15 protein-coding genes are annotated in these 21,183 nt (G+C 59.0%); 9 read left to right on the top strand and 6 right to left on the bottom strand.

Annotated features, from left to right (window positions below; all coding sequences use genetic code 11):
• Positions 1 to 53: 53 nt before the first annotated feature.
• The gene (locus PKC29_01950) at positions 54 to 1,784 is read left to right on the top strand and encodes an N-acetylmuramoyl-L-alanine amidase (protein ID HML94172.1); all 1,731 of its coding nucleotides are present in this window, start codon (positions 54 to 56) and stop codon (positions 1,782 to 1,784) included.
• 28 nt (positions 1,785 to 1,812) lie between these two features.
• On the opposite strand, the gene PKC29_01945 is transcribed toward PKC29_01950, so the two are convergent.
• Positions 1,813 to 2,895, bottom strand: a complete 1,083-nt coding sequence (locus PKC29_01945) for an ArsA-related P-loop ATPase (GenBank protein HML94171.1) — start codon at positions 2,893 to 2,895, stop codon at positions 1,813 to 1,815.
• Positions 2,892 to 3,818, bottom strand: coding sequence for an ArsA-related P-loop ATPase (locus PKC29_01940; protein ID HML94170.1), 927 nt, complete (start codon positions 3,816 to 3,818; stop codon positions 2,892 to 2,894). Before PKC29_01940 ends, PKC29_01945 begins: the two co-directional genes overlap by 4 nt.
• A gap of 219 nt (positions 3,819 to 4,037) precedes the next feature.
• Here PKC29_01940 and polX point away from each other — a divergent pair, with 219 nt between their 5' ends.
• Positions 4,038 to 5,759 carry a DNA polymerase/3'-5' exonuclease PolX gene (gene polX, locus PKC29_01935; protein HML94169.1) on the top strand — a complete coding sequence of 574 codons (1,722 nt, stop codon included), beginning with the start codon at positions 4,038 to 4,040 and terminating at the stop codon, positions 5,757 to 5,759.
• Between the two features lie 121 nt (positions 5,760 to 5,880).
• Complete coding sequence (gene ligA, locus PKC29_01930) at positions 5,881 to 7,893, top strand: NAD-dependent DNA ligase LigA (protein HML94168.1); 2,013 nt, start codon at positions 5,881 to 5,883, stop codon at positions 7,891 to 7,893.
• Positions 7,894 to 7,895: 2 nt separating this feature from the next.
• On the opposite strand, the gene rlmB is transcribed toward ligA, so the two are convergent.
• The 3 genes from rlmB to PKC29_01915 are packed head-to-tail and all read right to left on the bottom strand — an operon-like array spanning position 7,896 to position 10,335.
• On the bottom strand, positions 7,896 to 8,633 hold the full coding sequence (rlmB, locus tag PKC29_01925) for a 23S rRNA (guanosine(2251)-2'-O)-methyltransferase RlmB (GenBank protein ID HML94167.1): 738 nt from the start codon (positions 8,631 to 8,633) through the stop codon (positions 7,896 to 7,898).
• A gap of 15 nt (positions 8,634 to 8,648) precedes the next feature.
• Positions 8,649 to 9,998: a M23 family metallopeptidase gene (locus PKC29_01920; protein ID HML94166.1), complete on the bottom strand. Its 1,350-nt coding sequence runs from the start codon at positions 9,996 to 9,998 to the stop codon at positions 8,649 to 8,651.
• 52 nt (positions 9,999 to 10,050) lie between these two features.
• Positions 10,051 to 10,335: a hypothetical protein gene (locus PKC29_01915; GenBank protein ID HML94165.1), complete on the bottom strand. Its 285-nt coding sequence runs from the start codon at positions 10,333 to 10,335 to the stop codon at positions 10,051 to 10,053.
• An 88-nt stretch (positions 10,336 to 10,423) separates the two neighbouring features.
• Between PKC29_01915 and PKC29_01910 the strand changes: the two genes are divergently transcribed.
• The 3 genes from PKC29_01910 (at position 10,424) to PKC29_01900 (ending at position 13,451) form a co-directional block, all read left to right on the top strand.
• On the top strand, positions 10,424 to 11,029 hold the full coding sequence (locus PKC29_01910; GenBank protein ID HML94164.1) for a GNAT family N-acetyltransferase: 606 nt from the start codon (positions 10,424 to 10,426) through the stop codon (positions 11,027 to 11,029).
• Positions 11,030 to 11,035: 6 nt separating this feature from the next.
• Positions 11,036 to 11,962 (top strand): PD-(D/E)XK nuclease family protein, encoded by a 927-nt coding sequence (locus tag PKC29_01905; GenBank protein ID HML94163.1) that lies wholly within the window; start codon positions 11,036 to 11,038, stop codon positions 11,960 to 11,962.
• Positions 11,963 to 12,071: 109 nt separating this feature from the next.
• Positions 12,072 to 13,451, top strand: a complete 1,380-nt coding sequence (locus tag PKC29_01900) for a YihY/virulence factor BrkB family protein (protein HML94162.1) — start codon at positions 12,072 to 12,074, stop codon at positions 13,449 to 13,451.
• On the opposite strand, the gene PKC29_01895 is transcribed toward PKC29_01900, so the two are convergent.
• Positions 13,448 to 14,269 carry a CVNH domain-containing protein gene (locus PKC29_01895; GenBank protein HML94161.1) on the bottom strand — a complete coding sequence of 274 codons (822 nt, stop codon included), beginning with the start codon at positions 14,267 to 14,269 and terminating at the stop codon, positions 13,448 to 13,450. The genes PKC29_01900 and PKC29_01895 overlap by 4 nt on opposite strands.
• A 241-nt stretch (positions 14,270 to 14,510) precedes the next feature.
• Between PKC29_01895 and PKC29_01890 the strand changes: the two genes are divergently transcribed.
• The 3 genes from PKC29_01890 to PKC29_01880 are packed head-to-tail and all read left to right on the top strand — an operon-like array spanning position 14,511 to position 21,175.
• A complete protein-coding gene (locus PKC29_01890) occupies positions 14,511 to 16,853 on the top strand; it encodes a TolC family protein (GenBank protein ID HML94160.1) in 2,343 nt (780 codons plus the stop codon).
• 44 nt (positions 16,854 to 16,897) lie between these two features.
• On the top strand, positions 16,898 to 17,974 hold the full coding sequence (locus PKC29_01885) for an efflux RND transporter periplasmic adaptor subunit (GenBank protein HML94159.1): 1,077 nt from the start codon (positions 16,898 to 16,900) through the stop codon (positions 17,972 to 17,974).
• A 24-nt stretch (positions 17,975 to 17,998) separates the two neighbouring features.
• Positions 17,999 to 21,175, top strand: coding sequence for an efflux RND transporter permease subunit (locus tag PKC29_01880; protein HML94158.1), 3,177 nt, complete (start codon positions 17,999 to 18,001; stop codon positions 21,173 to 21,175).
• Positions 21,176 to 21,183 lie beyond the last annotated feature (8 nt).

The following is a 21,183-nucleotide window of genomic DNA, read 5'->3' as shown; positions in this document are numbered from 1 at the left end:
ATAAAATACCATTTACAAAAGGCCAGCAAACTAATATAATAAAGACTAATGTGATGAAAAGAACGGCTCTTTACTTCACAATCGTTGCTCTCATCGCCATGTTTTCATCATACGGGGATGTACATGCCCAGGACAGGGGCGAAAAACTGTATTCTCAAACCTTGGAGCTCTACAAATCCCTCGCGGCCGACCCATCCAAGGTCAACAACAAGGAAATCTGGAACACGATAGCCCGCGCTTTTTACAGTATTTACAGTAACTACGGCGGGAGCGAAAAGGCCCCTAACTCCCTTTTCCTGTCCGGGAAGATGTACGAGGAGATGGGCGACCGCTTCAAATCACAGGACGACCTCGACACCGCGGTCGAGTACTCGCGGCTCTTCGTAAGGCGCTACCCCGACAGCAACCTCGCCGACGACGCCCAGCTAAGGGTCGCGCGTATAGTGGAAAAGGAAAGTAAGCCCGAGGCCTATCTCGAATACCAGAAGCTTATAGACGAATACCCCAACGGCGACATGGTCACGGCGGCAAAGAACAAGACCATGGACCTCGCGCCGTTCAAGCCGAAAACCCCAGTCAAATCGGACGATTCCCCGGCGTCCGGCACGGCGAAATACGAGCCCGAAGCGGCCGGGAGCGGGCTGGTGAAGGTCAGCCAGATAAGGCACTGGTCTACGGAAGACTACACACGCGTCGTCATACAGCTCGACAAGGAGATGCCGTTCAAGCCCATATTCCTCAAGGAAGACCCGGCAAACGGCATGCCGCCCCGCCTCTTCGTGGACATATACGGCACGCGCGTCGATAAAGACCTCTACGTCGAGCCCATTACGTCCGGGCTCCTCGAAGAGATCAAATTCGCAAGGAACACGAAGGACAGCGTAAGGGTCGTCCTTTATATAAAAAGCTTCGACGACTACAAGGTTTTCGCGCTCCAGGACCCGTTCAGGATAGTCATGGACATCAAGGGCTCCGGCAAGACGCCCGAGGATTACAACATCGCCAAAAAGGAGCCCGAACAGTATAGGTACGAAACCACCCTGCCCCGGGACAAGGTGTCGTCCCTTTCGCAGGCCCTCGGCCTCAAGATAAGGACGGTCGTAATCGACGCCGGTCACGGCGGGCACGACCCCGGGGCTATAGGCCCGTCCGGCCTCAAGGAGAAGGACGTCAACCTCAAAATAGCCAAGGCCCTCAAGGAGAAGCTCGACCGGGAGGGCAGGAAATTCGGCATCACGAACGTCTACCTCACGAGGAGCGACGACAGGTTCATCCCCCTCGAGGAAAGGACCGGTATAGCCAAGAAGATGGGGGCCGACCTCTTCATATCGATTCACTGTAACGCAGCACGGAGCAAGGACGCCTACGGTATAGAGACGTTCATACTGAGCTTTACCAACGACCAGAGGTCCCTTGCCGTCGCCGCGCGTGAAAACGCGAGCTCGAATATGTCCCGGAGCCAGATGTCGAGCGTCCTCAAGCAGTATCTCCTTAGCGCGAAGATAGAAGAATCCGAGCGCTTCGCGACGCACGTCCAGAGCTCCGTCGTCGGGAAGCTCTCGGCCAGGTACCAACCCGTAAAGGACAAGGGCGTAAAGAAGGCGCCATTCGTCGTCCTCATCGGGGCCGATATCCCGAGCATACTCGTAGAAACCGCGTTCATCACGAACCCGAGGGACGAAAAGAGGCTCAAGGACAGCAGCTACATAGATCAGATCGCCGACGGGATAATGGCGGGCGTAAAGCGCTTCTCCTCAGAAATGCAGACGGCGTCCCTTCAGTAATCCCTGCATCCGTTCACAGGTAAAATTTTTAAAAGAGATACTTGCGCAGGCCGTGAAGGTCCGAAAGCGCGGCAATGTCCGAGCCGGCATCCGGCACCGCCGCGAAATCGAATTCCCGCCGGAGGCGGCCGAGCGCATCCCTCTCGGCGTCCGCGATCCCCTCGTATAGCCTGTAATTGGCTTCGAGCTTTTGCGCAAGCTCTTTACGCCCCGAAAAGCCCCCGGGGAGCCTGCCCGCGGGCCGCCTCTTCTCCGGAAATAGCACCCTGTTCACGACCACGCCCCCGACGTCGTATCCGCCCTCCGCCAGCTCCCCGCGCCACGAGGCCGCGTTCCGGATCGAAGCCTCCCTAAGGCTCGTCACTATAACGAAGGCCGCATCGGGCGATTTTAAAAGCTCGTCCGTCTTCCGCGCCCTCGCCTTCATCCCCTCGCCCACGCACTCGAACCCCGAGAAGAACTCCCACATGTCGTGCAGCACGTCTATGCCTACTATCTTCTCGACGAACCTGAGAGAAACGGACGTGAAGAGCTTCGTGAACCCGAAGCTCAAGCGGTCCATCATGACGAACGATTTGAAGCCCGACGAATCCAGGATAGCGCCGAGCCTCGAAGGGGCCGAAAGGAACCCGGAAAGGTGCTCGGCGGGCGGCGTGTCGAGTATCACGAGGTCATACGTCCCCTCCTCGAACGACGTCAGCAGCGCCTCCCCGGCCATGTATTCGTGCACCCCGGCTAGCGACGAGGCGACGCTTTTGTAGTAGTTGTTCGAGAGGATTGTCCGGGTGGCATCTTCTGACGGTGCCGTCTTCATGACGAGGGCGTCGAACGTCGCCCGCGAATCGAGGAGCCGTACCGTAAGCTCCGCCTCCGGGGCGAATCCGGCCTCCCGCATCCGCCTTTCCGTGACGCGGCCGAACTCGGCGTCCGGGCGCACGCCGAGCGACTGGGCGAGCCTCCGCGACGGGTCCATCGTAAGCGCGAGGGTACGCCTGCCGCGCGACGCCGCTTCGAGCGCCAGCAGCGACGATATCGTCGTCTTTCCGACGCCGCCCGGGCCGATCGAGACGACGATCCTTTTATCCGTCAGGAGCCGCGCGAGGTCCGTCATGGCCGCGCCGCCTGGTTTTCGATTTCCCTCGAGAGCTCGCTCAAGTCTTCGAGCGAGAGCTCCTTTTTCAGGATGCGCGGCGCGGTAAGAACTGCCCCCGAAAGACTCCGGCCAAGCACCTTCCCGTATTTCGCCGTGGCGCGGGCCCGCGATATCGTGAGGCGGGCGAGCCTGATTGCCTCCAACTCTCGACTGCTCCCTTCCGCGGCTTCGAGAACGGCCTCCTCCTCGGCGAGCGTGAACGGGCTTTCGACGGCGTAGTTGAGCACCGCGCCGAGGACGTTTATCCCCGCCTCGCGGACGGAGCCCGCGAGCTCCAGGGTCTCCCCGACGGCCATGTCCTCAGGGGCCGAGACAGCAAGCACAGCCGTCTTCCCGGGGTCCTTCAGGAACCCCTCCACCCATTCGATGTGGCTCCTGAAAGCCCCTCCCCTCACCATGTCGAGGACGCGGGACGGGAGGTCGAGTATCGGCACCGCGTGTCCCGTCGAGGGGGCGTCGAATATAACCTGGTCGTATCCCCCGGGCCTGTTGCCGAGGTGCCAGACCTTGCCGATGGTTATCAGCTCCTTCAGGCCCGGGGCCGCATCGAAGAAGCCGCTTATGGCCTTCGACTTCAGTATGGCGGCGTAGAGCGGATAGAGCCTCACGAAGCGCTCCTTAACGTATTCGTCGAGCGCGGCCGAGGGGTCGATGTAATGAGCGCGGATTCCCGGGGCGAGCTCGGTCTCGCCGCTCCCGACGCCGCCCGTGAAACCGAAAAACGGGTATCCGGGCCTTACCTCCTTCAGCGTGACGTACACGGGCCTCCTGCCGAGACGGGCGTTGAGGAATGCGAGCGCGAGGGAGACCGTCGTCTTCCCCACGCCGCCCTTCCCCGTTATCACGATGAGCTTTTTTCCGAGAATGTCGGTGATCGTCATGGCTCTTCGGCGTCCGGCGAAGCGGCGGGGATTTCCGAGCCGGGCCGGACAGTGGTTACGGGGTAATTGTACCATCCCGCGCGGGCTCCGCCTCCGACCCCCTCGCAACCGGGAACCCCCCAGCCGGCGGGAAATCATTTTTCATCCATGTTATTATCATATTCCGAAGCGGAATCACTGGAAAAGAACTACACGGGAAAATACTTCGAACAGGAAAAAATGAGCAAGAACAGAGAGATAGCGGAAATATTCGAAAATATGGCCGACATGCTGAGCATCACCGACGAGAACCCTTTCAAGATACGCGCTTACAAAAAAGCCGCCGTTAACATACTGGAGCTGCGGGAAGCCATCGAGGACGCATCGGCCCGAGGCGAGCTCACGGAGATACCCGGCGTCGGGAAGGATCTCGCAGACAAGATCAGGGAATACGTCGAGACGGGGCGCATGAAAGAGTACGAAAGGCTCCAGGAGAACATACCGCTCGATACGGTAGAGCTTCTCCGGATTCCCGGCCTCGGGCCGAAGACACTCTCTCTTCTCTTTAAAGGGCTCGGCATAAGGAACGCCGCCGACCTCGAAAAGGCGCTCGACGGACCGGAGATACTTAAATTCAAGGGTATGGGCCTGAAGAAGATCGAGGACATAAGGAGGGGGATCGCCCTCCTCCGCGAAAGTAAAGAGAGGTCGCGGCTCGGCGTCGTGCTCCCGATAGGCGAGAGCCTCGTCGAGGCGGTTTCGAGGATCCCCCGGACGGAGGGCGCAATACTCGCAGGCTCGCTCAGGAGGATGAGGGAGACCGTGAAGGACATAGACGTGCTCACGATCTCGGACAACCCGCCCGAGGTGGTCGAGGCGTTCACGTCCCTCCGGCCCGAAAAGGACGTCCTCGCCTCGGGCAGCACGAAAGGCAGCGTGATACTACAGGAGGGCATCCAGGCCGACCTCCGGGTGGTCGGCCCCGAATCGTACGGAGCGGCGCTTCTTTATTTCACCGGCTCCAAGGCCCACAACGTCCGGCTCCGGGGGCTCGCCCAGAAGAAAGGGCTCAAGATAAACGAGTACGGCGTATTCAGGGGCGAAGAGATGATCGCCGGAGAAACCGAAAGGGAAATCTACGAGACCCTCGGGCTCCCGTTCATCCCCCCCGAGCTCAGGGAAGACAGGGGTGAGATAGAGGCCGCGATGGAGGGGAGGCTCCCCGACCTCATCGACCTTGCCGACATAAGGGGCGATCTCCACACCCACACGACCTGGAGCGACGGCAAGGCGACCATTGCCCAAATGGCCGACGCCGCCGAGGGGCTGGGGTACGAGTATATCGCCATAACCGACCATTCCCCCTCGCAGACGATAGCGAAGGGGCTGCCGATCGAAAGACTCCTCGAAAAGAAAAAGGAGCTTGCGGAGGAAGCGGGGAAAAGGAAAAAGATAAAGGTGCTCATGGGCACGGAAGTCGATATCAAAATGGACGGGACGCTCGATTACCCCGACGAGATACTGAAAGACCTCGACGTCGTCGTGGCCTCCGTTCACAGCGGCTTCAAGATGGACCGCGAGACGATGACGAGCCGCATCATAAGCGCGATAAGGAACCCGTACGTCCACGCTATAGGCCACCCGACCGGGAGGCTCATAAACGAAAGGGAGCCCTACGACGTGGACATAGACCTCGTCATCGGGGCGGCCGCCGAATACGGGAAGGCGCTCGAGGTGAACGGCTCGCATCCCCGGCTCGACCTGAACGACCTTCACGTAAGAAAGGCCGTGGACGCCGGGGTGAAGATAATCATATCGACGGACGCGCACTCGACGGCCCAGCTCCTCTTCATGCGCTACGGCGTCGGAACGGCGCGGCGGGGATGGGTGGAAAAAAAAGACGTCCTCAACGCTCTTCCCTTCGGAGAGCTCTACGAATGGCTGAAGTCAGGGAGAGGATAAGATGAAAAATGCTAAATCTCGCCCCGCCCCTTTTACGTCTAACAAAGAAACGAAAGCGGGACTGCCGCCGCTCCGGCGTGCGTTGGCAATCGTGAATAAAAACCGGTAAGCCAGGGCCTCGATGAACATGAAACTCACGGAAAAAGAAGCGGCCGAGCAGATAGAGAGGCTTTCGAGGGAAATCGACAGGCACAACGATCTTTACTACGTCCGGAACAGCCCGGAGATTTCCGACTCCGAGTTCGACGCGATGCTGAACGAGCTCAAGGAGCTCGAATCGCGCTACCCCGGGCTAGTCAGGCCCGATTCCCCGACGCAGAGGGTGGGAGGATTGGTAGCGGAGGGGTTCGCTTCCGTAAGCCACATCGTCCCCATGATGAGCATCGACAACGTATCGACGGCCGAGGGGGCGCGGGACTTCGACAAACGCGTGAAGAGGCTCCTCGGAACCGAGGACGTCGAATACGTCGCCGAGCCGAAATTCGACGGCGTCTCGGCCTCGCTCACCTATCAGGACGGAATCCTCTTGCGCGGCGCGACGCGCGGGAACGGGCTTACGGGCGAGGACGTCACGGCGAACCTCAAGACCATAAACACTATCCCGCTCAGGCTCGGCGGCGGGAAGATCCCCGCGCTCATAGAAATAAGGGGCGAAGTGCTCTACCCCATCGAGGCGTTCCGGAAGCTCAACAGGGAGCTCGCCGAGGCGGGAGAGCCCCTCTTCGCCAACCCGCGCAACGCCGCGTCGGGAGCGATAAGGCAGCTCGACTCGTCCATAACGGCGTCGAGGCCGCTGACATTTTACTGCTGGGGCGTGGGCGAGGTCAGGGGCGTCGAAATCGCGACGGAATGGGAGCTCGTCGAGAGCCTCGGCGAGTGGGGGTTCAAGGTAGACGAGCACATGCGGCGCTGCGCCGACATCGACGAGGCCCTCGATTACCAGCGCGGGCTCGAAGAGATAAGGGACTCCCTCCCCTACGAGGCCGACGGCATCGTCGTCAAGGTGAACAGGAGGGACTATCAAAAAGAACTGGGCGCGACTGCCAAGCACCCGAGGTGGAACATCGCCTACAAGTTCAAGCCGAGGCAGGGGACGACGGTCGTGAACGACATCACCGTCCAGGTCGGGCGCGTCGGCCTCCTCACGCCCGTGGCCGAGCTCGAGCCCGTCGGCATAGGCGGCATAACGGTCAAGCGCGCGTCCCTCCACACGGACGACATCATAAAGGCCAAGGACATCAGGATAGGCGATACGGTCCTCGTCGAGAGGGCCGGCGACGTCATCCCCGACATCGTCATGCCGATCATCGAGAAGCGGACGGGAAAGGAGAGGGAATTCGTCATGCCCTCAGGGTGCCCCGTCTGCGGAACGTCGGTCGAAAGGGAGGGGGCCTATTTTTACTGCCCCAACCTCTCCTGCCCTGCCCAGCTCAAGGGAAGGATACGGCACATGGCCGGCCGCCGCGCGTTCGACATAGAAGGCCTCGGCGAGAAGATAGTTGAGCAGCTTCTGGACGTGGGGCTCATAAAGGACCCGGCGGACGTGTTCTATCTGAAGAAGGACGAGCTGACCCCCCTCGAAAGGTTCGCCGAAAAGTCCGCCGCGAACCTCATAGCACAGATTGAGAAGAGCAGGAACGTCCCGTTCGACAGGTTCATAAACGCCCTCAGCATACCCCACGTCGGCGAGCGCGTCGCGCAGATACTGGCCGAGAACTTCTCCAGCGTGGACGCGCTCATGAACGCTACTCCCGAGGAGCTTACGGAGATTCATACTATAGGCATTGAGATCGCCGAGAGCGTTGTCCATTTCTTCCAGTACGAGCAGCATAGAGAGCTCATTCGAAAAATGCTCGCAGCCGGTGTCGAGATAAAATACGAAACGAAAGCGCCGGTCAGCGACAAGCTTAAGGGTATGGTCTTCGTATTCACCGGCGGGCTCGATACCATGACGAGGGACGAGGCCGAAAAGCTCGTGGCGTCCCACGGCGGACGCGCGACTTCATCCGTAACCAAGAAAACGAGCTACGTCGTCGCCGGAAAAGACCCGGGCTCCAAGCTCGAAAAGGCCGAATCTTTAGGGATAGAGATTTTGACCGAGGAAGAATTCAGGAAGATGGTGAGTGAAGCATGAAGTTACGCACGCCCCCTCTGCCTCATAATCTCGTATATAAGCACCCCCGCCGATACAGAAGCGTTTAGGGACGTAACGGTGCCCGACTGCGGTATCGACACGAGGAAGTCGCACTTCTCCCTCACCTTGGCCGAAAGTCCCTTCCCCTCGTTCCCTATGACGAGCCCGAGGTCCACCTTCGACAAATCCTCCTCGTAAACCGCCTTCGGCGCTTTCGCGTCGGCCCCTGCTATCCACACACCCTCACGCTTGAGCTCCTCTATGACGTTCGAGATGTTCGTGACGCGCGCTACCGGCACGTGGTTCACGGCCCCCGCCGAGGCCTTGATGACGGCTGGCGTTATCGACGCCGCACGGTCCTTCGGTATCACGACGCCGTGCGCGCCGAGGACGTCCACAGTCCGTATGATAGCCCCCAGGTTCTGCGGGTCTTCAAGATGGTCGAGTATGACTACGAGCAGCTTTTCGAGCTTCCCTTGGGCACGCCCGATTATGTCGCCGACGGACGAGTATTCCCACTCGGGCACGCGCGCCGCCACGCCCTGGTGCGACGCCGTCCTCGTAAGCCGCGTGACGGCTTCCCGGGGCAGGAGCTGAACCCTCACGCCCCTCTTCTTTGCGAGCGCGAGTATTTCGTGATCCCCCTCCTTCCGGGAATCCTTCGCGGCGATAACCTCGTCGATCCTCGACCGCGGGTCCGCGAGCAGCTCCTTTACAGGGTTCTTACCGTAGATTATCAAGCCGGGACCACCGCGTCAGTTCTGCGCGGCGCCGCTTCCGCCTTCGCCGAACTCGTCCTTCGCCTGCCGGATTTTAAGAAGGATGTTGTCGTTTAGCCACTTCGGGTCCCACCACTCTATGGGCCTTACGGCTACGCCGTTAACGTAGACGCCGTAATGAAGATGGTCTCCGGCGGCGAGCCCCGTCTGCCCCGTCTTGCCGATAATCTGCTTCTTTTTGACCTCGTCGCCGACGTTCACGTCTATTGAGCTCATGTGGCCGTAAAGCGTCGAAACCCCCATCCCGTGGTCTATGATGACGGCATTGCCGTAGATACCGAGCGGCCCGGAGTAGACCACGACGCCGTTATTCGCGGCCTCTATCGGATAGCGCTTAGTTACGGCGAGGTCGTATCCGAGGTGATACTGCTTGTCTATCGGCTCACCGTTATAGATGTAGGTCCTCTCGTCAGCGAAGTTGGCTTCGACCTTCGAATTCGAAAGCTGGTGGAACGGGCCGTTCCAGAGTATCGCGCTATCGGACTTCGAGGTTGCGTTGCGTATCGTCTCGTCGTTCTCCTTCCTGAGCTTGCTGTTTACGCTGAGGAAGGCAGTCTTGGCGTCCGCATTCGCGGAGTCGCCCGCGAGCGGGGTTATGACGTCCCTTATGAAGTTATCGCTTATGTTAATGTTGCTCTTCCTGTAGGGGATGCTTTTAAGCCTGTACGGTACCGAGGCGGTCTTCTGGTTCCCGGCGGCGTCCTCGGCCACGAGCGTTATAGTCTCGCCCGCCGGGACGTTATAGGGATAGGCGAAGAATGCGAAATACACGTTATCCTCGAGGAAATCGCTCTTGTAGCCGGGGAAGAAATACTCCCCCACCTGAACGCCGCTCTTTACAGCGTCGGGCGAGGTCTTATAGATTACGAGATGCGACCCGCCGTGGTTGATGTTGTGATCCGTCGTGATCAGATTTGCCGCAGGGGGCTCGAGATCGACGCTAACCTTCTTTTTGACCTCCGTCTTGTTCCCCGAGAAGAATTTCAGCTTCGAGCCGTCCCTGGCCGTTACCTTGAGCTCGGCAGGGCCTTCCTTTATGCCGAGCCTCGCCGGGTCGGCCGTGACGGTTATTCTGTCGGCCATTACGCCGTCAGGATAGGTCTTCTCGAAAAGCGTCGTCTCGCCGCTTTCGTCGGAGAGCTTGACGGTCACGCTCTTAAGCCCCTTCCCCTTGTCGCTCACCTCTACGTCGAAGGGCTTCGTGCCGAGGTAGTCCGTGTCGAGCTTTAGATTCACCTCGGGCGAGTGCCATTCTATATTGGGGTAGATGTATACGAAGCCGCCGACTATCAGCGCGAGAATAAGAAGCGTAAAAATTTTGCTCATGTGCTATAACCTCATGCTCTCCTGGAATTATTATTAACGATATACCTGGCGGTCAAAAGCGTTTTTTTATCACGCCGGGATACCCGGGGAAGTACCGCTCGATCACGGAAAGGTCGAAGCTCCCGAGTATCGATTCCTTGGGCTCGTTCTCCAGCAGGAACTCGAAGGACTTTTTTACCAGCTCGTCCGGGGGCGTCCGCCCCTCAGTCAGCCTGTCGTAATACTCCCTTCCGAGCCTTACCTTATGAGACGTTTGCAAGCCGCCCTCTTCGACCACGACTTCGTATTCGAAGCCCCCGGCGCCGGATTTTGTCTCCGTAACAGTTATGTCTGCCACCCGAGCCGCCTTTTGCTTGTCAAAGTGAAATATTATAACCTAGTCTCCGAAAGGCATAAAACGCAGCCGGCGGACAAGGGTTTTTGTAATGGACATCGCGAGCTTCGACGAGAGCGCGCACGATATAGACAGGGTGGCCGGGCTGATACTCTCGGCCGATGGCGCGAACGCGGCCCCGGGCTCACCCCGCGGATCGCTCGGGGTAATAAAGAATCTCATACGCGCGGGGAATAACTTCCTCGGCCGCGAGCATATAAGCCTCGCGCTCGACGATGGGGGGATCGCGGGCCTCGTCATAGGGTACACCGGGCGGGGGCACGACGAGCTAGGGACGCTGTTAAGGCTCCTCCTGTCCCTCAGGCTGGGCGAGCTCGCGAGCTACCTCACGGTCGTCTCGAAGACGCTGCACGGGGAATACACCCCCGACGTCGCGCCCGACGAATATTACATTAGCCTTATAGTCGTAGACGAAAACATGCGCGGAAGGGGCGTCGGGTCGTTTCTCCTGAACCACGCTATAGAGTCGGCCAGGGCCGGGGGATGCAGGACGGTGCTCCTCGACGTAGACAGGGAGAACGGCGCGGCCCGTGAGCTATACGAAAAATTCGGCTTCGAGCCTTCCGGACGGAGCACCTTCCCCGGCCTCCGGCCAGGCCCGCCGAGGACAGTTACGCTGGAGCTAAGGCTCGCTTGAGAGAAAATGGGAGATTTCAAAAACGAATTCAGCTGGTCGGTATCGCGCGACGCGGCGTTTAAGGAATGCAGGCGGAAGTACTACTACGCCTACTACGGATACTGGGCCGGGTGGGACAGGAACAACGCCGACTACGTCACGCGGACGCTTTACGTCCTGAAGCAGCTCCAGAACAGGTGGCTCTGGAAGGGCTCGGTCGTCCACCACGAGATAGAGCGCGTGCTGAGGGAGCTCGTCACGACGGGCAGGCTCGTGCCCTTCGAGAAATCCGTCGAGAGGGCCAGATACATGATGAGGGAAGGCTTCAGGTATTCCCGCGACAGGCTCTACTGGGACCACGACGGCAGCATGAAGAACAAGACCGCACTCTTCGAGCACGAGTACGAAACCGGCACCCCCGACGAAGTGTGGAAGAAGAACTACGACGAGGCGGTCGAATGCCTTAAGGCGTTTTACGAATCGCCGGTGCTCGAGGAAATTAAGAACACCCCGCACGACAAAATAATCTCCATCGAGAGCATGAACGGAGCCTACTTTTCGTTTTCGGGAGATAAGTATTTCGTTAAGCTCGACCTCGCGTACGAAAAGGACGGAGGCATCGAGATAGTAGACTGGAAGACCGGCTCGGGCGAGGCCGACGACTTTCAGTTCAGGCTCTACACGCTCTATGCCGCCGAGGAGCTCGACGCCCCGCACGAGTCGATATCCCTTACCGAATACAAGCTCCAGTCCGGCGAGTCCGCCGTGCACAAATTCTCGAAAGAAGACCTCGCGGCCACAGTGGAATACATAAAGAACAGCATCCGGGAGATGAAGGACTCCCTTTCGGACCCCGTGGAGAACGCAGCCGTCATGAAAGACTTCCCAAGGACGGAAAACGAAAAGGCGTGCTCGTACTGTAATTTCAGGAAGATCTGCTTCGAGCTCGACTAGGTCGGACGACGCCCTCCCCCGCCCTCTCCGGGCCCCCGGTCTCTCATCCGCCCTTAACAATAAATTCTGATTAAAGGTGTAAAATGATAGAATAGGAAATGGGAGAGCCGTGTCCGAGCTGATAAGAAAAATTAACTATTTCTTCTCGCGCCAGCTATGGCGGATAGATACGAGCGCCCTTACACGGCCGAGGTCCATACTCGTAAACACCGTAAGGCTCGTATATATAACGTTCCGCGAATACAGGCAGAACGAGCTCGCGCTCCGGGCGATGAGCCTCGTCTATACGACGCTCCTGTCTATAATCCCTCTCCTCGCGTTCAGCATATCCATTCTCAAAGGCTTCGGCGTCGTCGATAATCAGCTCGAGCCGCTCCTCCTGAAATTCCTGTCCCCCCTCGGCGAAAAGGGGCCCGAGATCACCGGGCGCATAATGGAGTTCATCGGAAAGATAAACTTCGGCGTCCTCGGCGCGGCAGGGCTCGTCATGCTGATCTATACCTCCATATCCGTCATACAGAAAATCGAGGATTCGATGAACGTCATATGGAAGGTCACCAGGGGCAGGAGCTTCGCCCGAAGGTTCAGCGACTACGCTGCCGCGCTCCTGATAGGCCCCGTGCTCCTCTTCGCCATGTTCGTCGTCACGGCGACGCTTTCGAGCAACACCATCGTCGCGAAGCTCGCCGAGATAGAGCCCTTAGGGACGCTCATAGTCGCCTCGGGGAAGGTCATCCCGTTTATATTCGTCATACTCGTCTTCGGTTTCATCTACTACGTAATCCCCAATACGAAAGTGAAGTCCTTCTCCGCACTCGTCGGGGGAGCAGTCGCCGGCATAGCCTGGCACATCACGGGCTGGATTTTCACGGTGGCCGTCGCCTCCTCGACCAAATACGCGGCGATATATTCCGGACTCGCCGTCCTCATCATATTCATGATATGGCTCTACATCAACTGGCTCATAGTGCTGGTCGGGGCGCAGGTCGCGTTCTGCCACCAGAATTTGAAATTCCTTACGCTCAGGAGAGAGGTCTTTAACCTGGGCCCCAAGCTCATGGAAAAGCTCTCGATAATCGTCATGTACCGCGTGGCGTATAACTTCTACAACGAGCTCGATGGATGGACGCTCGCCTCCCTCATCGCCGAAACGGGCCTTCCGAGGGAGCCCGTGGCGGACACCGTAAACGAGCTCATGCGGAAAAATCTCCTCGTCGAGACGAGAGACAATCCCCCCCGCCTCGTACCGCCGCGGAGTATCGAGAAAATAAGGCTGAGGGAAATCATGGCCGCCGTCAGGACGAACGACCGGACGGACTTCGTGGAGAGGAAATACCTTTCAGTGCCCGCCGTCGACGAAATCACCGACAGGGTGGAAAACGCAGTGAACGAGGCGCTCGGCGACCTTACGCTCAAAGACCTCGTAACAAGGGGCGGAAAAGAAGAAAGGAGGGAGCATGCCGCCCCCTCCCCCGACGTTTTCGGCTAATTACACCTGAGCTGGCCCCTGTCGTTGTAGACGCCCTTTTTGCAGTTCTTGTACTTTATGCTGGTGTGCGAGTATTTTCCGTTCCGGTTGAGGCAGTCCGCTTCGAGGACGTTGCCCTCGACGTACATGTTCCTGCAGGTCTCCTTGTAGCTTCCCTTCGGGAGAGACCCGCTTCCGCCCCCGCCGCCTCCGCACGCGAGCTCACCGTTATCGTTCCATATGTCCTTGTTGCAGTTCCTGTAGTTGATCGAGGTGTTCCGCCAGCCCCCGCCCTTTTTCTTGCAGCTCGCGTACAGGCGGTTTCCCTCGGTGTAATAGTCGGTGCAGCTGTTCTTGTAGCTCCCGCGCGGGACGCTTCCGCCCGAGCCCGATCCCTTGCAGGAAAGGTCGCCGTTGTCGTTCCATATGTCCCCCGAGCAGTTCCTGTAATTGATGCTCGTATTGTTCCAGACCCCGTTCGTCTTCTTGCACTGGGCCTTCAGCTTGTTGCCGTCGGTGCGTATGTCGCGGCACGAGTTCTTGTAGGTGCCGGAAGGCACCTTGCCGGGACTTATCGACGAGTGCTTGCACTTGAGGGTCCCGTTGTCGTTCCGGATATCACCCGAGCAGTCGTGATAATTGAGCGTGGAATTGTGCCAGCTTCCGTCCGCCCTCTGACACTGGGCGACGAGATTCCCGCCTACGACGGATATCTGCCGGCATGTGTCCTTATAGGTCCCGCCCGGGACGTTCTGGGCGCGGGAGTCGGTCCCCTGCATTGACGCGGCCACGGATAAGGCAAAAAACAGGAACAGCGTACGGATTATAATTGCAGTCATCTCTATCTCCTCCTGTATATGGGATTCAACTACTTGAATTATACACCATTAAAACCCCGAAGAGAACGTACAATACTCAGTGTTTACGGACAATTCCGATACATACCGGGGCTACTTTTTTTAAAACCTGCGGTCATGTATAATGAGGAACCGGATTGTATAAAACGGACAACTCATGACGCTAAGGTGTATAAGACTGCTTGGATTCACCCTCATGCTATCGATATGCACGGCGGCAACCATGGCCCCGAAAGCACTTGGGGCCGGCATAGGCGTCGTGTTCGACGGCCCCTCCGAAATAAACCGGAGAACGCTTTCCACGTACGAGAAGGAAATTAAAGACCTTACGGCCGGCGAATTCACCGTAACCTTCCCCCCGGACAAGATAATAACCGCGGACTGGACAGCCGGGGGCGTAAGGGCAGCGCTCGAAAGGCAGCTCTCGGACCCCTCCGTCGATATAGTGATCGCTCTCGGCATAATCAGCTCGACCGAGCTCTCCGGATGGAGCAGCTTTCCCAAACCCGTCATAGCCCCGTGGGTAATCGACACGAACCTCCTCGGCCTCACGCCCGGCGAAGACGGCGGGAGCGGCATAAGGAACTTCTACTACATATCCCGCACGGCGAGCTTCGACAGGGACCTCACCGCGTTCAAGGAAGCCGTGGGATTCGAAAAGCTCGCCGTGATATACATGCCCATAGTAATGCAGCTCGCGCCCGGTATCGAGACAGCCCTCAGGAGGAGCGCCGCGGCAAACGGCATCGAGATAGAGCTCGTCCCCGCCTCGGGCTCCGCCGCTGCGACTGCGGCCGCTATCCCCGCCGGCGCCGAGGCCGTATTCGTAACGCCTCTCCTCAACTACGGTCAGGCCGAAATGAAGCGGCTTTACGAGGATATCGCGCAAAGAAAGCTGCCGAGCTTTTCCGTGGCCGGCAAGAACGGCGTCAACGAAGGGGCCCTCATGGGGCTCGCCCCGGCGTTCAACCCGACGCGCGAGGCAAGGCGCGTGGCCCTCGTGGTACAGAGCATCCTCCTGGGGCAGGACCCGGGCGATTTCCCCGTGGCGTTCGACGCCGGCTCCTCGCTGTCTATCAACATGGCTACCGCCCGCGCGATAGGCTTCAACCCCACGTGGGACCTCCTGACCGAGGCCGTGCTCGTAGACGACCGGGTGGCCGAAACCGGCAGGAAGCTCACCCTCGAGCAGGCCGCGAGCGAGTCGGTCGAGGTCAATCTCGACCTCCTGGCAGCCGGCGAGTTCGTGGCGGCCGGGGCCCAGGACGTCAGGCTCGCGCTGGCGCAGCTTCTGCCACAGTCCGACATATTCGTCGACAACACCTACATAGACAAGGACAGGGCCGAGGCCAGCCTCGGAACGCAGCCGCAGAGGGACATAAGCGTCGGCGGCAACCTGCGTCAGCTCATATACTCCGAAAAAGCGTGGTCCAATCTCACGGTGCAAAAGAGGATCCAGGAATCGAGGGAGTTCACGAGGGACGAAATCGAGCTCGACATAATCGCCGCGACGTCCATCGGATACCTGAACGTCCTCAGGGCTAAAACGATCGAGAACATACAGAAGGAAAACCTGAAGCTCTCCAAATCGAACCTCGGCATCGCCAGGATAAGGCGCGACATCGGCGTCGCGAGCCCGGCCGAGGTATACAGGTGGGAGAGCCGGATTTCGTCCGACAGGATAGAGGTCGTAAACGCCGAGGCGCAGAGAAAGAACACCGAAATACTGGTCAACAGGCTCCTCCACAGGCCGCAGGGCGAGGCGTTCACGACAGTCGAGACGGGGCTCGACGACCCGTCCCTCCTCGTGAGCGACCCCCGGCTCCGGAAATACCTGAACACGCCTGAAACCTTCCGCATATTCATGGACTTCGTCGTCTCCAGGGGGCTCGTCCGGTCCCCGGCCATACAGGCGATAAACTCGCAGATGGAAGCGCAGAACAGGATTCTGACCTCCACGAGGCGGGCATTCTGGTCGCCCACGATAGTCGCCTTCGGCGAGCTCCGGCAGTTCGTCTACGAGGGCGGGGCCGGAAGCAGCATCGACCTCCCCCCGGGGTTCCCGCTCGACCTGCCCAGAACGGACGATACCGACTGGGTAATCCAGCTCCAGGCCTCGTTTCCCCTGTTCACCGGGGGGGCGAAGATAGCCGACTACAGGAAGGCGAGGAGCGAGCTGTCGAAGCTCACCTACGAAAAAGAGTCCACGTCCGAAAGGGTCGAAGAGAGTATAAGAACGTCCCTCAACAATGCGGGGGCTTCGTATCCGAGCATAGGGTTCGCGCTCGACGCTGTCGACGCGGCGAAGAAGAACCTCGACATAGTCACCGACTCCTACTCCCGGGGCGTCGCGTCCATAATCGACCTCCTCGACGCGCAGAACGCCGCCCTCTCTGCCGAGCTTAACGCGGCCAACGCCGTTTACAACTTCCTCATAGACCTGATGAACGTCCAGAGGGCTTCGGGGAAGTTCGATTTCTTCACCACGGTCGAGGACAGGGAGGAGTTTTTCAGGAACCTGGAGCAGTATTACGAGACGGCCGGGGTAGACGTCAGGGGGGAATGAGCCGGGCGCGGGGATAACCATGAAGGACGTTACGAGGATAAAATATGAGAGCCGCTAAAAATCTTACCGGAATGTGCACAGTCCTGTTCATTGCCGCCCTCGCGGCGCTTTCGGCCTGCGGGGGCGAAGAGGAATCCACGCCGGAAGTCCCCGTCGTAAGACCCGTAAAGACGATAACACTCGGCGGCGATCAGGGTACGGGCAGGAGCTTTCCGGGCAAGGTGCAGGGCTCCCAAAGGGTAAACCTTTCCTTCAGGGTCCAGGGGCCGCTCGTCGAGCTTCCCGTAAACGAGGGCGACCAGGTGAAAAAAGGCCAGCTCCTCGCCAGGCTCGACCCCAGGGATTACCAGATAGCCTACGACGAGGCGTACGCCCAGTACGTCGAAGCGGTAGCCGACTACAACAGGTACAGGGACCTTTACGAAAGGGACGCCGTGGCGGTAGCCGACCTCGACGTCAGGCGAGCGAAGAGGGACACCGCCAAAGCCAGGCTCGACTACGCCGGGGCCAACCTCGACTACACTACCCTCAAAGCCCCCTACAGCGGCTACATCGGCGCCAAGTACGTGCAAAACTACCAGGAGGTGAGGCCGTTCGAGAACATCCTCAGCCTCCAGGACCTTACGACGGTCGAAATAGTAATAGACCTCCCCGAAAACATACTTTCTTCGGTCAAGGTCGGAGACCTCGTCAGGCTCTACGCGACGTTCAGGTCCGCGCCGGGCGAAGAATTCCCGCTCACCGTAAAAGAGGTGAGCGCACAGGCCGACCCGCGCACGCAAACCTACAGGGCGACCCTCAGCATGGACCAGCCGGATACGATAAGGGTGCTCCCGGGCATGACCGCACAGGTGCACGCCGAGGCGAAGACAAACGGAAACAATAACGGCGGATATTTCATTATCCCGGCCATAGCGGTCGTTCCCGGCGACGGGCCGGATCAATACGTCTGGGTGGTGGATCAGAACGACCGGACCGTACGGAAAAGAAAGGTCAAGGTCGGCTCTGTCACGGGGGAGGGGGACATAGAAATACTCGGCGGACTGAAGGCGGGCGATATGGTCGTCGTATCCGGAACCGCGCAGCTAAGGGAAGGAATGCAGGTAACACTGATGGACTGACGCCTTCGCAAGAAGGTCCTCGATATGAACATAGCCGAATATTCTATCAAAAAAAGCGTAATTACGATTACGCTCACGATCGTATGCATCTATCTCGGGATTCAATCCTTCCGCGGCCTGCCCCGCCTGGAAGACCCCGAGTTCACGATCAAGGAAGCGATAATCCTTACCCCCTACCCCGGGGCCACCGCGGCCGAGGTCGAGGAAGAGGTCACGAACGTCATAGAGAAGGCGGTCCAGGAAATGGGGCAGCTTAAACGCGTCGAATCGACTTCATCACGCGGCCTCTCGACCGTGAAGGCCGTAATAAAGGACGAGTACGACAAGAACAGCCTGCCCCAGGTATGGGACGAGCTCAGGCGCAAGGTTAACGACTACCAGTCGCAGCTCCCCCCCGGCGCGGGACCGTCTATAGTAAACGACGATTACGGCGACGTGTACGGGGTTTATCTGGCGATCACCGGCGAGGGATACACATACGCCGAGTTAAAGGATTACGCCGACCTTCTAAAGCGCGAGCTCCTCCTCGTGGACGACGTGAAGAAGATAGTCCTTTACGGCGAGCAGCCCGAGGCCGTCTACGTCGAGATGTCGCGCTCCAAGATGGCCGCCCTCGAAATATCGCAGTTCGATATATACAACGCCCTCCGTGCGAAGAATCTCCCGGCCGACGCGGGCACTATAGACGTCGGCAAGGAATATTTCCCGATAAACCCGACGGGCGAGTTCACGTCCGTGGACCAGTTCGGAGACCTCCTCATAAGCAGCCGCGGGGGCGACAGCCTCGTCTACCTGAGGGACGTCGCCGATGTAAGAAGAGGCTACAAGGACCCGCCCAGGAACATGCTCAGGTACAACGGCAAGCCCGCCATAGGGCTCGCCATATCCACGGTGCTCGGCGGTAACGTCGTCACGATGGGCGAGCAGATAGACGAGAAGATAAAGGAGCTCGAGCCGCTGGTCCCGCTCGGAATGGAGCTCGAAGTGATATCGCTCCAGTCCGAATCCGTGACCCAGGCCATAAACGGCTTCGTCGTAAACCTCGTAGAGGCGATTATCATAGTCGTGGTAGTGCTTCTTTTCGCAATGGGACTCAGGAGCGGCCTTATCATCGGCGCCGTCCTCTTCATCACTATTTGCGGCACATTCGTCTTCATGGGCATGTGGAGCATCACGCTCGAAAGGATATCTCTCGGGGCCCTCATCATAGCCCTCGGGATGCTCGTCGATAACGCCATAGTGGTCGTCGACGGCATGAAAATAAAAATGGAGCAGGGGGAAGACGCCGTAAAGGCGGCCCGCGAGATAGTCGGCCAGACGGCCATGCCCCTTCTGGGCGCTACCGTCGTAGCCGTCCTGGCCTTCGCCGCCATAGGGACTTCCAAGGACAGCACCGGCGAGTACTGCAGGAGCCTGTTTCAGGTCATCCTCATATCGCTCATGTTTAGCTGGGTGACGGCCGTCACCATAACGCCGCTCATGTGCAAGTACTTCCTCAAGGGCAAGGACACGAAGGGCGACGAGCCCGCCAGGGACCCCTACGCCGGCGGCTTCTTCCAGGCCTACAAGAAGCTGCTCGTCGCCGCGATAAGGTTCCGCTACATAACGATCGGTGCGGTCGTCGGGATCTTCATACTGTCGCTTATAGGGTTCGGATTCGTAAAGACGATGTTTTTCCCGACCGCTACGAGGCCCCAGTTCTTCGTCGAAGTCTACTTCCCCGAAGGATACAGGATACAGGACACCGCCAAAGAGCTCGAAAAGGCCGAAGAGTATCTCAGGGGCATCGAAGGAGTGACAGACGTAACGAGCGAGATAGGGGGCGGCGATCCGAGGTTCCTTCTCACTTACGTCCCTGGCAAGGCCTCGCCGAGCTTCGCCGTGATCCTTGCCTCAGTCGAGGAATATGGCGTCATAGACAATATATACAACAAGGCCCAGACGGACCTCGAGAACCTTCTGCCAAACGCCGTCGTGAACGTAAGGAAGTTCCTTCTCGGGCCGGGAGAAGGCGGAAAGATACAGCTCAGGATTTACGGCCCCGACAGGACCGTACTGCGAGAGCTTGCCGGGGCCGCCAAGGAAATACTGAAATCCGACCCCCAGGCCAAGGCCGTCAGGGACGAATGGAAGGAGAAGCTCAAGGTCGTGAGGCCCCGGCTCGAAGAGGCGCAGGCGAGCCAGCTCGGCATTTCGAGGCCCGACGTGGCGAAGGTGTTCCAGGAATCCTTCTCCGGGACGACTACCGGCGTCTACAGGGACAAGGCCGCGTTCGAGGGCCAGCTCCTCCCGATAATCGCGAGGGCGCCCGAGGACGAAAGGCTCGACCTCGACACCATACAGAGCCTCCAGGTCTGGAGCCCGGCGGCCGGGAGGATGATTCCAATAGGACAGGTGGTTTCCGGCTTCGACACCGAAACCGAAGACGCCAACATCGGGCGGCGCGACCGCATGACGATGATCAAGATCCACGCCGACCCGAGGACGGAGCTCCCGAGCGAGCTCATGGCGCGCGTAAAGCCCGAGATCGAAAAGGCGCTTAACGTGGACGTGGGAAAGGTCACCGGGAAGGACTTCGGCCCCGAAGACGACCCGTTCAAGGATTTCACACACGACGTCATACCGGTAAGGGACGCCGACATGCTTCCCCTCAGGGGAATGCCCGGCTACTACATCGCATGGGGGGGCGAAGCCGAAGACTCCGCCCGCGCGAACGCGGGGCTCGCGACGAAGCTGCCCATATTCTTCGGGATGATGGTGCTGGTAGTGGTTTTCCTCTTTAACTCCGTACGGCAGCCTCTCATTATATGGCTCACGGTCCCGCTTTCGATAATCGGCGTTACGGCCGGGCTCCTCATATTCAAGCAGCCGTTCGGGTTCATGGCGCTTCTCGGCCTTTTGAGCCTGTCGGGCATGCTCATCAAGAACGCCATCGTGCTCATAGACCAGATAGACAGCGAGATCAAAAGCGGGAAGGACAAATACCTGTCCGTAGTCGACTCCGGGGTCAGCAGGCTTAACCCCGTGATGATGGCCGCCGCGACGACCATACTCGGCATGATACCCCTTCTCCAGGACGCCTTCTTCGTGTCCATGGCCGTCACGATAATGTTCGGCCTTCTTATTGCGACTGTGCTTACGCTCGTCGTGGTCCCCGTCCTCTACACGATGTTCTTCAAGATACCGAGCCCGTCGAAGTGATGGGAGCA

The sequence above is a fragment of the Thermodesulfobacteriota bacterium genome, from assembly GCA_035325995.1.
Taxonomy (GTDB): Bacteria; Desulfobacterota_D; UBA1144; order Nemesobacterales; family UBA2774; genus JADLGH01.
Note: the sequence above shows the minus strand (reverse complement) of the source record. Positions and strands in the feature narration are given on the sequence as shown.

Bases quoted from the DNA above. Each gene is read 5' to 3' on its own strand.
- PKC29_01950 (HML94172.1), top strand. From the start codon at position 54: ATGAAAAGAACGGCTCTTTACTTCACAATCGTTGCTCTCATCGCCATG.
- PKC29_01945 (HML94171.1), bottom strand. From the start codon at position 2,895: ATGACGGACCTCGCGCGGCTCCTGACGGATAAAAGGATCGTCGTCTCG.
- PKC29_01940 (HML94170.1), bottom strand. From the start codon at position 3,818: ATGACGATCACCGACATTCTCGGAAAAAAGCTCATCGTGATAACGGGG.
- polX (HML94169.1), top strand. From the start codon at position 4,038: ATGAGCAAGAACAGAGAGATAGCGGAAATATTCGAAAATATGGCCGAC.
- ligA (HML94168.1), top strand. From the start codon at position 5,881: ATGAACATGAAACTCACGGAAAAAGAAGCGGCCGAGCAGATAGAGAGG.
- PKC29_01920 (HML94166.1), bottom strand. From the start codon at position 9,998: ATGAGCAAAATTTTTACGCTTCTTATTCTCGCGCTGATAGTCGGCGGC.
- PKC29_01910 (HML94164.1), top strand. From the start codon at position 10,424: ATGGACATCGCGAGCTTCGACGAGAGCGCGCACGATATAGACAGGGTG.
- PKC29_01905 (HML94163.1), top strand. From the start codon at position 11,036: ATGGGAGATTTCAAAAACGAATTCAGCTGGTCGGTATCGCGCGACGCG.
- PKC29_01895 (HML94161.1), bottom strand. From the start codon at position 14,269: ATGACTGCAATTATAATCCGTACGCTGTTCCTGTTTTTTGCCTTATCC.
- PKC29_01890 (HML94160.1), top strand. From the start codon at position 14,511: ATGGCCCCGAAAGCACTTGGGGCCGGCATAGGCGTCGTGTTCGACGGC.
- PKC29_01885 (HML94159.1), top strand. From the start codon at position 16,898: ATGAGAGCCGCTAAAAATCTTACCGGAATGTGCACAGTCCTGTTCATT.
- PKC29_01880 (HML94158.1), top strand. From the start codon at position 17,999: ATGAACATAGCCGAATATTCTATCAAAAAAAGCGTAATTACGATTACG.